The organism is Dialister sp., assembly GCF_036343215.1.
In the GTDB taxonomy this organism is placed as follows: domain Bacteria; phylum Bacillota; class Negativicutes; order Veillonellales; family Dialisteraceae; genus Dialister.
Window position 1 is genome coordinate 1 of sequence record NZ_JAZASU010000072.1, and the last position, 8,760, is coordinate 8,760.

8 protein-coding genes and 5 tRNA genes are annotated in these 8,760 nt (G+C 48.9%); 12 read left to right on the top strand and 1 reads right to left on the bottom strand.

Annotated elements, in window-relative coordinates; translation table 11 throughout:
• Positions 1 to 270: 270 nt before the first annotated feature.
• On the bottom strand, positions 271 to 1,473 hold the full coding sequence (locus tag VZT47_RS08120; protein ID WP_330224473.1) for an MFS transporter: 1,203 nt from the start codon (positions 1,471 to 1,473) through the stop codon (positions 271 to 273).
• A 590-nt stretch (positions 1,474 to 2,063) separates the two neighbouring features.
• Between VZT47_RS08120 and VZT47_RS08125 the strand changes: the two genes are divergently transcribed.
• The 12 genes from VZT47_RS08125 to VZT47_RS08180 all read left to right on the top strand — a co-directional run.
• Positions 2,064 to 2,870: a Cof-type HAD-IIB family hydrolase gene (locus VZT47_RS08125; RefSeq protein WP_330224474.1), complete on the top strand. Its 807-nt coding sequence runs from the start codon at positions 2,064 to 2,066 to the stop codon at positions 2,868 to 2,870.
• Positions 2,871 to 2,872: 2 nt separating this feature from the next.
• A complete protein-coding gene (gene rapZ / locus VZT47_RS08130; RefSeq protein ID WP_330224475.1) occupies positions 2,873 to 3,781 on the top strand; it encodes an RNase adapter RapZ in 909 nt (302 codons plus the stop codon).
• 5 nt (positions 3,782 to 3,786) lie between these two features.
• A complete protein-coding gene (locus VZT47_RS08135) occupies positions 3,787 to 5,139 on the top strand; it encodes a gluconeogenesis factor YvcK family protein (RefSeq protein ID WP_330224476.1) in 1,353 nt (450 codons plus the stop codon).
• The gene (gene whiA, locus VZT47_RS08140; protein ID WP_330224477.1) at positions 5,139 to 6,065 is read left to right on the top strand and encodes a DNA-binding protein WhiA; all 927 of its coding nucleotides are present in this window, start codon (positions 5,139 to 5,141) and stop codon (positions 6,063 to 6,065) included. Before VZT47_RS08135 ends, whiA begins: the two co-directional genes overlap by 1 nt.
• A complete protein-coding gene (locus VZT47_RS08145; protein ID WP_330224478.1) occupies positions 6,065 to 7,114 on the top strand; it encodes a hypothetical protein in 1,050 nt (349 codons plus the stop codon). Before whiA ends, VZT47_RS08145 begins: the two co-directional genes overlap by 1 nt.
• Before the next feature lie 129 nt (positions 7,115 to 7,243).
• Complete coding sequence (locus tag VZT47_RS08150) at positions 7,244 to 7,486, top strand: DUF951 domain-containing protein (RefSeq protein ID WP_296956936.1); 243 nt, start codon at positions 7,244 to 7,246, stop codon at positions 7,484 to 7,486.
• Positions 7,487 to 7,914: 428 nt separating this feature from the next.
• Positions 7,915 to 7,990: transfer RNA gene (locus VZT47_RS08155), tRNA-Thr, on the top strand.
• 3 nt (positions 7,991 to 7,993) lie between these two features.
• Positions 7,994 to 8,078, top strand: a tRNA-Tyr gene (locus VZT47_RS08160).
• Positions 8,079 to 8,085: 7 nt separating this feature from the next.
• Positions 8,086 to 8,161: transfer RNA gene (locus VZT47_RS08165), tRNA-Met, on the top strand.
• Positions 8,162 to 8,188: 27 nt separating this feature from the next.
• A tRNA-Thr gene (locus tag VZT47_RS08170) sits at positions 8,189 to 8,264 on the top strand.
• Position 8,265: 1 nt separating this feature from the next.
• A tRNA-Met gene (locus tag VZT47_RS08175) sits at positions 8,266 to 8,342 on the top strand.
• A gap of 203 nt (positions 8,343 to 8,545) precedes the next feature.
• Positions 8,546 to 8,760, top strand: a 215-nt coding sequence (locus VZT47_RS08180) for a GTP-binding protein (protein WP_330224479.1), incomplete at its 3' end; no start/stop codon positions are given.

Sequence of the window (8,760 nt, forward strand, 5' to 3'; positions counted from 1 at the left end):
GTGGTGGCCGCTATTACGCAGGAGAGGCGGCCTTTTTATATAAAAATTTAACCATTTCTGATGAAAACTGTGTATAAAAATGGCCCGCTATCCAATTTGATGCGGGCCTCCTTCACTGAGAACTGTGAACTGAGAACTGATAACTTCATAGACTCTGGTCATTCAATATTTTGTGTAATTATTGTACACCCCCCTTAAACAATCCGACATGAATGGATAGATGACAATGAGGCGCAAACCGCTGGCATCGGATTGTTTCAGGCTCCCTTTTTACAAATGTCCGGCTTTCCTCGATGTCACAAGGAAGAATGGAATCGCTAAAAGTTGGGCTATGGTAGAAACAGCAATCATGAGGGGGATGGAATAATCGTAGAGGGCTCCGAGAAGTGCACTTCCGATAAACCAGGCGATGCCGAAAGAGGTTTCAAAAATGCCAAAACCCGTGGCCCGACAGTCCCGGGGAACAATGGTGGAAACGGCAGCTTTCATGATGGATTCCTGGGCACCCATGCCGATGCCCCATAAAATGACGCCCAGATAAAGAGCTGGCGTATTGTCGAGGGCAAAAACGCAGTACGTAAAAGGAGCTCCGATCAAAGTGGAAACAGCCAGAACCGGAAGACCGAATTTGTCATAGGCCCAGCCAAAAGCCAGGGCTGCAAAAGCATCGATAGCCATGGCGATCGAGTAAATCAGGGGAAGCAGGGTGGAATCTACGAGAGAAAGTTTCGCCGCGTGCATGGTAATGAGCGGGAAATCAAGGAATCCGAAGGCAAAGAGGGAAATGCCGGCAATATAAATAAGGAAGGAATGACGGAAATGAAAGATTTCCTTCTTCTTCGGTTCCGGTTCAAATTCTTCGGGATGAGGAAATTTCTTCGAGGCCAGGATGACGGCACCGATGCAGCAGAGGGCCGGAAGGAGAAGGCCCGCAAAGCACCAGGAAAGGGCGGAGAGGGGATCCCGGGACTGATTCAGCCATAGAAGGAGAAAGACCACGATGGGACCTGAGAATCCGCCGAGCTGGTCCAGAAATTCCTGAATCGCAAAGCTTTTGCCCACACCCTGCTGCGTCGCCGCATAGGAAAGGAGGGTACTTTTCGCCGGCTGGCGGATGGCTTTCCCTACACGGCCCAGAATGATGAAAAATCCCGCAGCTATCCAGTTTCCATCAGGCACCAGGGAAAGACAGGGAATGGCAAGGACTGCCAGGGCATAACCGAAAATGGTCATGGCCCAGTATTTCCCGGATTTTGAGGCAATGAGGCCCGTAAAAAAACGGAGCGCATAACCGGCAAGTTCACCAAAACCGGTAATAAATCCGATGGCCGCAGCTGATGCGCCCATAAGGGAAAGGTAATCGCCGAAAATACTTCGTGCCCCTTCCTGGGTCATATCGGCAAAAAAACTGACGATGCCCATGAGACAGATAAAAATCATGGCAGAAGGAAGACGATGGATTTTTTCCGGCATGGACAGGACTTCTTTCTTTGAGAAATCATTTTGAGTGTGGGGGGGAACCTTATCCCGGAAGCAAAGAAAAGGCCAGGGGGTATTTCCTCCGGATTGATTCCTATTGTAGCAGTTCTTTATATATACATATATATATAATTTCAGAATGGACGTATAGGAAGGGGGAATAGGGAGAAAATTCCACTCCCGATTTATGTTCATTATAGAAAAGAAACTATGAAAAATAATCAACCTTTTTTAAATATTTCATAAATTTCCATTTCCATCGTAAAGTTGCTTTTACACGTCCTCGGGCGTTTCCTCTTGTGATATAATGGGGAAAAGATAGTGGTTAGTGATTAGTGGTTAATAGTTGGCGGGAAGTGCGCAGCACCTCAAATAACGATTCGCCCAAATGGCCTGAATAGATTTCAATGAAAAATATATTCCTGACCCGCTTCTCGTGATTCGCGGGACTGGTATAGTTTCATCTTTTCCTGCGCGCTTCCTGATTCTGATGCGCGCCACCTCCACGGACCACGGACCACGGGCCACGGATCACGACCTTCTCAAATGATACCAGCCGTATTTACATATAAGGAGAAAAAAATATGTCCATCAAACTGATAGCGATTGATCTTGATGATACCCTTCTGCGGGATGATATTTCCATTTCCGATTATACGAAAAAAACGCTCCGGGCGGCTCTTTCAAAAGGAGTCAGAATCGTGATTGCCACGGGCCGTATGTTTCAGGCGGCCCGCCCCTGGGGGCAGGCGATTGGCCTGGGTGATGTACCGATGATCTGCTATACGGGAGCTCTGACGGGACTTTGCGAAAGCGGGAAAATCATACGGAATGTAACGGTGGAAAAGGATGCGGCTCTTGACATCCTTTCCACGATTAAAGAGGAAGGCTGGTATGCCCATACTTATATCGATGATGAGCTTCATGTGCCTTATTATGACTGGAGGACAAGGTCTTATGAAAAGCAGTGCGGCGTGAAAGCCCATGTGGACGGGGAGGCATTTTACCATCCCGAAAAGGAGCCTACGAAGATTCTGGTCTGCGAATATTATGATAAAAAGATGAAGGAAATAGACGGGGTCCTGAGGAAGAAATATGGCGGCGCCGTGAATCAGGTGAAGTCGAAGCCTTATTTCTTTGAGATGAACAATAAGGAATGTTCCAAGGGAAATGCCATCCGCGCCATGTGTGAGCTTTATGGTATTTCCATCAGAGATACCATGACTTTCGGAAATGGAAATAATGATGTGTCCATGCTTTCGATGACGCCCTGGTCTTTTGCGGTAGCCAATGCCAGTGATTCCGCGAAAAAAGCGGCCGCTCATGAGACTTTTTCAAATAATGAGGATGGCGTAGCGAGAGCAGTTGAGAAATATGTACTGGAGGATTGACCATGGAAGATGATGATTTCCGCTTTGTCATTATTACGGGAATGAGCGGTGCCGGCAAAACGAATTTTATGCAGAAGCTGGAAGATATGGGTTATTACTGCGTGGATAATCTGCCGCCGGTCCTGATTGCCCGTTTTGCGGACCTCTGCTGGAAGAGCACGTCCAATACCCGCCATGTGGCGGTGGTTTCGGATATCCGGGGCGGTTCTTTCTTTGATGCCCTGCCCCAGGCTTTGAATGAACTGGAAAACAGGGGAATCCCCCATGAAGTGGTTTTCCTGGAAGCTTCCGATGAAGCCCTGGTGCGCCGGTATATGGAAACCCGCCGGCAGCATCCGCTGGCAAAAAATATGCGCATCCAGGAAGGTATCGCGGCTGAAAGGAAAATCCTGGCCGGTGTTCGTGCCCAGGCGGATATGATTGTAGATACGACGGCCATGAAACCAAGCAATCTGCAGGAATATATGAAGAGTCGTTTCGGACTCAATAACTGGTCTAAGGATATGCAGATCACGGTCTTTTCTTTCGGCTTTAAATACGGCATTCCCATCGATGCGGATATGGTGCTGGATGTAAGGCTTCTGCCGAATCCTTTCTATATCCAGAAATACAAGTATTCTTCGGGCCGCGTGAAGGAAGTGGCGGATTATATCGAAAAGTCGCCGGTAACGAAGGAATTCCTGAGGAGGCTTTATGATTTCATGGATTTCATGGTGGATAATTTCAAAAAGTCCGGAAAGACCCAGTTTACCATCGCCATCGGCTGTACGGGCGGGATGCACCGGTCTGTTTTCGTGACGGAAAAACTGGGAAATCATCTGAAGGAAAGAAACAGACAGGTGAATATCGAGCACCGGGATCTGCACAGGAATCGTGTGGAACATGATGTGGCCGATTCCACAGGGAGGTAACCGGTATGAAGAATCTCGTGCAGTGGCTGAGGCCCGGCCTCGCCATTAAACGGTGGATGGTGCTTTTCGGAGTGGGGATTATTTTCCTCGTTTTCGGGATGGCTCTTATCCTGAACTATCAGATTTTCGGTATTCTGGAAGAAGAGATGCTCCGGATCGCTTTCCAGGCCACCGGAAGTTACAGTTATACATTCCTTGCCATCTGCGGGACGATCCTCATCATACTGGGGGCTTACGATATTTTCGTGGCTGTGAGAAAGCTGGCGAAACGGTTTGTCCAGCTTCTGGCACCGGACCAGAAGGAAGTTTCCAGGAACCTGATTTCCAAAATCGAACTGTCCCGGGGACCCAAAGTGGTGGCTCTTGGCGGCGGGCATGGACTTTCCATGCTGCTCCGGGGACTGAAAAACAAGACCTCCAATATTACGGCCATTGTAACCGTGGCCGATGATGGGGGATCTTCGGGAAGACTTCGGGAAGAAATGAATATCATCGCGCCGGGGGATATCCGGAATTGTCTCGTTGCTCTGGCAGATAAAGAAACGGTATTGGAGCAGATCTTCCAGTATCGGTTTGGCGGCGAAGGGGAACTGGCCGGCCATTCTCTGGGAAATCTGTTCCTGGCCGCTTTAATCAAGGAATTCGGTTCCGCCCAGAGCGGTCTTGAAGCAGCCAGCAAGGTCCTGAAAATCCGCGGTCAGGTCGTACCGGCTACGACTTCCAAGGTCCGTCTCAAGGCAAAAATGTCGGACGGGGAAATCGTGGAAGGGGAGTCGGAAATTTCTGCCTATCCTGAAACTGCAGGCCATAATGCCCATATTGTCCATATGTCTACCATCCCGAAATCCCCCATGGCTGTAGGAGATGCCCTTTTTGCCATTCAGGATGCCGATTTGATTACCCTGGGGCCGGGAAGTCTGTATACGTCGGTCCTGCCGAATCTTCTGGTTCCTGAAATCCTTGAAGCCATCCGTAAAAGCGGGGCACCGGTCCTTTATATCTGCAATGTCATGACCCAGCCGGGAGAAACGACAGGGTATACGGTGAGCGATCATCTGAAAGCCCTCATTGATCATATCGGAGGGGGAGTCATCGATTTCGTGCTGGCCAATAACGGCATTCCCAATGAAGATGTATTGAGGAAATACGAAAAGGCCGGTTCTTTCCCCGTGGTTATTGACCGGACAAAAGTCAAATCCCTGGGAGCCAATCTCATTGAAGCGGATTTACTGGGACCATTGAAGGAAGCCTCCCAGGATACGGAAGTACTGGCCAATCAGATCATCCAGATTCATAACCTGCTCCGGGCCAAGATCGCCCCGGAAACGCTGGAGTCATATCTGAAAAGGAGTCACTGATGTCATTTACAGAACAGGTGAAAAATGAACTGGCCCGTATTTCTAGAGACGAAAGGCCCTGCCGGGTCTCCGAACTTCTGGCCCTGCTCCGCATGAGCGCTTCCTTCATTACCGGTTCCGGCGGACGATGGGGATTGGAATTTTCCACGGGCAGCAGCGCCGTGGCCCGGCGGGTGCTGGTTTACCTCAAAAAAGATTTCGGCTTCATGCCCAGCGCCATGGTCCGGCAGGGGAGACGGCTTCGCAAGAAAAATGTCTATACCCTCATGGTACAGCCTTCGGAAAAAGGTCTTGATTTCCTGAATACCATGGGCCTTTCCCCACTGGCCGGTGTGGATGATGAAGGATTCCTGAAAACTCCGGAAGAAAGGCGGGCCTACCTGGCCGGCGCTTTTCTGGGCGGAGGCTCCGTAAGCCGGCCTCAGAGTGATTATCATCTGGAAATGGTGACCCAGTCTCTCCATTTTGCGGAAGAACTGGTCAGGACCATGAAGACTTTCCGCCTCCATGCGCGGATGACGGACAGAAAGAATGATTATATAGTATATATAAAAGACGGGGACGATGTATCTGAATTTCTTCAGATCGTCGGAGCCAGCCAGAGCTATATGGACTTTGAAAGTGTCCGGGTAGTGAAGGATATGAGAAACCGGGTGAACCGGCAGGTAAACTGCGAAACCGCCAATCTGCAGAAAACCGTGGATGCTGCGGTCCATCAGACCCATATGGTGCAGAAACTGCTGGAAATGACTACGATTTCCTCCCTTTCCCCGAAAATACGGGAAGCCTGCGAGCTCCGTCTGGCCAATCCGAATGCCAGCCTTTCCGAACTGGCGGCCCTCTGCGGCATCACAAAATCGGGACTTGCCCATCGGTTCAAAAAAATAGAGACCCTGGTGCAGAATGGAGATACAGAAGAGAATTGATGAGAAATAAAATCACAGCGCTGCTGGCAGGATTTTTTGCGATGGCCGGACTGACAGTTTCTGCCGTTTCGCCGGTCAATGATACCTATACAACGATTCCCCTGTCCCTTACCGGGACCGATGGGACCCTTATTTTTTCCGACTGCCCGGAATATGCGGACAATCATGGCATCCTCTATGAAGGCACCGTGAAAAAAGGAAAAGGAAGGGTTTATTACTACCATGTGAACCAGACCGGAAGCCCGGCCCGCCTCGTGATCTATGCGAAATCGAGAAAAAAACAGAACCTTGCCATTACGAGGACGGTCAAAGGAGAAAGCAGCCGGGATTATATTTCCACTGGCGCCACCCTTTCTTTCCGGGAAGTGGTGAAACCGGCAGAAAAGCCGGAAATCCTGAAACTTGCCAAAAATGAAAGGACCATCCTTTTTGAAGATAATCCGGAAGGTATCGATCCGGATATGCTCGTCAGCGGTATGGTGGAAATAGAAACGGAAAAGCCGGTCACTCTGGGAGCCGCCATCCTGCCCGACGGCAGTCAGGAAGATCTGCAGAAATCCCTGGATACGGCCCTCCGTCTCCCGCCGGATACTCACGAAATGCGGGGCACTTTTGATGCCGATATGAATCTGGAAAATAAAAAAGCCTGGGACTTCCGGAATGGCCCTGCCGAAATCGTGGTGGGGAAATCCATTCCCTTCCGGAAGGGCCGGGACGAGATGAGTCAGGTAACCCGTGAAAATACGGGAGACTACGGCATCGTGTATCATATTTCCTTCCATAATAAAGGGGAGGGAAAATACAGACTTTACATCAATCCCCAGGGAGGCGTCTACATGGGAACCTTCCAGATCGGGCACAATGAAAAAGTGCCCATGATTTTCCGCACAGACACCGTCAAACGGGGAAAGTGGTTCGGAAACGGCACGGATCAGGATTATATGGAAGCAGGCACCTGGGAAATGGGAAGAGACCTTTACTTCCGATTCATCCCCGCCGGCGCGGCCTATCTCCCGCTCCGGTTCCTGATGATCCCGGTGGAAGAGTAAGGGGAAGACGGAAATCCGTCATATAGATGCGCGCCGGAGGCGCGCTGCCGCCACTTATCACTTATCATTTCAGTTAACAACTTTACGTCCTTTTGAGATAACGCTATTTCATTACAAAGGAGAAAAACCATGAAATTCATCCAGTTCCGAATCGGCGATATCGTCCAGATGAAAAAGAAACATCCCTGCGGCAGCCAGGAATGGGAAGTCCTCCAGCTGGGAAGCGATATGAGAATCAAATGCTGCGGCTGCGGACATATCGTCCTCATCCCCAGGCCGAAATTCCTCAAAGGGGCAAAAAAAGTCCTGAACCGGGACGTGACAAAAGACGTGGAAGTCGTGGCCCGTACGGAGGAGTCAACAGAGGGATAAAATGTTTTCCCGGTCGTGCTCCGTGTTCCGTGTTCCGTGAATGTGGCGCATTAAAATAATAAAGGCGCTTTTATTTTATAATTTATCAGCTTAGATGAATTGATATTGTCTTATACTTTGAGAATGGTATTAAGTATAATAAATATGGCCGCCTTATAAATTTAGCGGCCACTGCCACGGATCACGGTCCACGGATCACGGACCACGATGGATATAATTGAATTTGCAGTTTTGTGAAAGACAGTAAGCTTGACACAAAACTTATTTCAAAAATATGTAAAAAGCCTATAGACAAACAGGAACTCGTCTGTTATAATCAATAAACGTGATGAGGACGTACCTCTGACACGCCGGAAGCACCGAAATGAAATAAAAAAGTGCTTGACAAGGCAAAACGGAATGTGTATAATGATTTTCGTAACTTGTTTGCTGGCGTAGCTCAGTTGGTAGAGCAGCTGATTTGTAATCAGCAGGTCGTAGGTTCAAGTCCTATTGCCAGCTCCAAATGGGCGGATTCCCGAGTGGTTAAAGGGAGCAGACTGTAAATCTGCCGGCTTTGCCTTCATAGGTTCGAATCCTATTCCGCCCACCAATAATATCGCGGGGTGGAGCAGTTGGTAGCTCGTCGGGCTCATAACCCGAAGGTCGTAGGTTCAAGTCCTGCCCCCGCCACCATGTTAATTACTTCCTATATATAGATATGCTGATATAGCTCAGTTGGTAGAGCGTATCCTTGGTAAGGATAAGGTCACCAGTTCAATCCTGGTTATCAGCTCCATGGCGGCTTAGCTCAGTTGGCTAGAGCAAGCGGTTCATACCCGCTGTGTCCGGAGTTCAAATCTCTGAGCCGCCACCAAAACCTGTCAAAAAGAGTTCTCAAATGAGAACTCTTTTTACTATATGTTTTCTTTGGGAAAATCGGTGCAAAATCACTGGTTTTCTTCGAAATCTGCAAGGATTTACGCGTTGTTTCTTGTTTCCCGTTGACTTTCAATGTATAATAAGAAAAGCGCAAATCAAATTTTGCAAATTCTTTTTTGTTACAAGGAGAGAAAAGAAATGGCAAAAGCTCATTACGAAAGAACAAAGCCGCATGTTAACATCGGCACCATTGGTCACGTCGATCACGGCAAAACCACCCTCACCGCTGCTATTACCAAAGTTCTGTCCGAAGAAGGCAAAGCAAACTTCCTCGACTATGCTTCCATCGATAAAGCACCGGAAGAAAGAGCTCGTGGTATCACCATCAACACCGCAACTGTTGAATACGAAAC